A 1,022-nucleotide genomic window follows, 5' to 3' on the forward strand; every position below is an offset into this window, starting at 1 on the left:
GGTTATAGCTATGAAAGCACAGGCTAGAAATCCGTTAACGTTCAGCAAAGTCAAGGAAAAGCCCGCCGCCATTGCGTCGATACTGGTGGCAATACCTAGAATGAACATAGCACGATGACTTATATGAGAAGGGACATTCTCTTCACCAGTAATAAGCGCTTCATAGATCATCTTAATACCAATAATCAAAAGCAATATAAACGATACCCAGGGAGCATAGGTTTCAGCAAAAACGAGAACACCTTTACCTCCTATAAAACCAATAAGGGGCATAAGGCCCTGAAAAAGGCCGAAGTAAATAGCGCACATTGTGGCAAGCTTTAGTGTGCCGACCGTTTTTTTTGAACCTAAACCAATAGACACAGCAAACGCATCCATACTTAACGCGATTGCCAGAAGTAACAATGCCAACAAAACGAACCCTTAGTTCAACTATATTTGGGTTGAGAAGTATACAAAACCTAGATGTTAGTGTGTTAAATGGATTTCTCAACGGGATTTATATTTCTTGTTTCTATGGTCGAAACTTTACCGGGCTGTGCATTCCCGCTTGGTAATGACCCGGAATATTGCAGGCAGCCTCTACTTCCCAAGCTTCTTCGAATGTCCAGATGAGCGTTTCGGTTTTTCCAGGTGCGACAGTAATGGCATTACCACCCGGACCGTGATGCATATTCGGGTTATTCATCATCATTTTCCCGTGCTCCATATGCTCATCCTTAGTACCAATGGCGAACTCATGCGGCACTGCGCCTTTGTTGGAGATCACAAACTTAATGGTTTCACCATTTTTAATATTGAACGGTTTATGGACAAAGCGCATCGCATCGTTCGCTTCAACATTTATCACTCGGTCTACATCATTTTCTTGTCCAGGATTACCCGCCAATGACCCGCCATGGTGTCCACCATGAGCGCCATGTTCCTCTCCATGATGTCCGCCATGCATACCTTCCTTCATTTCACCGCCCATGTGACCGTGGCCTCCTGTATCGCCCATATGCTTTTCTTGCATCATTTTG

The 1,022-nt window shown here is 44.3% G+C and carries 2 protein-coding genes; both read right to left on the reverse strand.

Translation table 11 applies throughout. From position 1 onward, the window contains the following. Positions 1-411: manganese efflux pump (locus tag A3729_RS08140; protein WP_231877385.1), on the reverse strand; the 411-nt coding region annotated here is incomplete at its 3' end. A gap of 103 nt (positions 412-514) precedes the next feature. Next, a partial coding sequence (locus tag A3729_RS08145) for a plastocyanin/azurin family copper-binding protein (protein WP_156497790.1) occupies positions 515-1,022 on the reverse strand: 508 nt, incomplete at its 5' end.

Source organism: Oleiphilus sp. HI0043, from assembly GCF_001634935.1.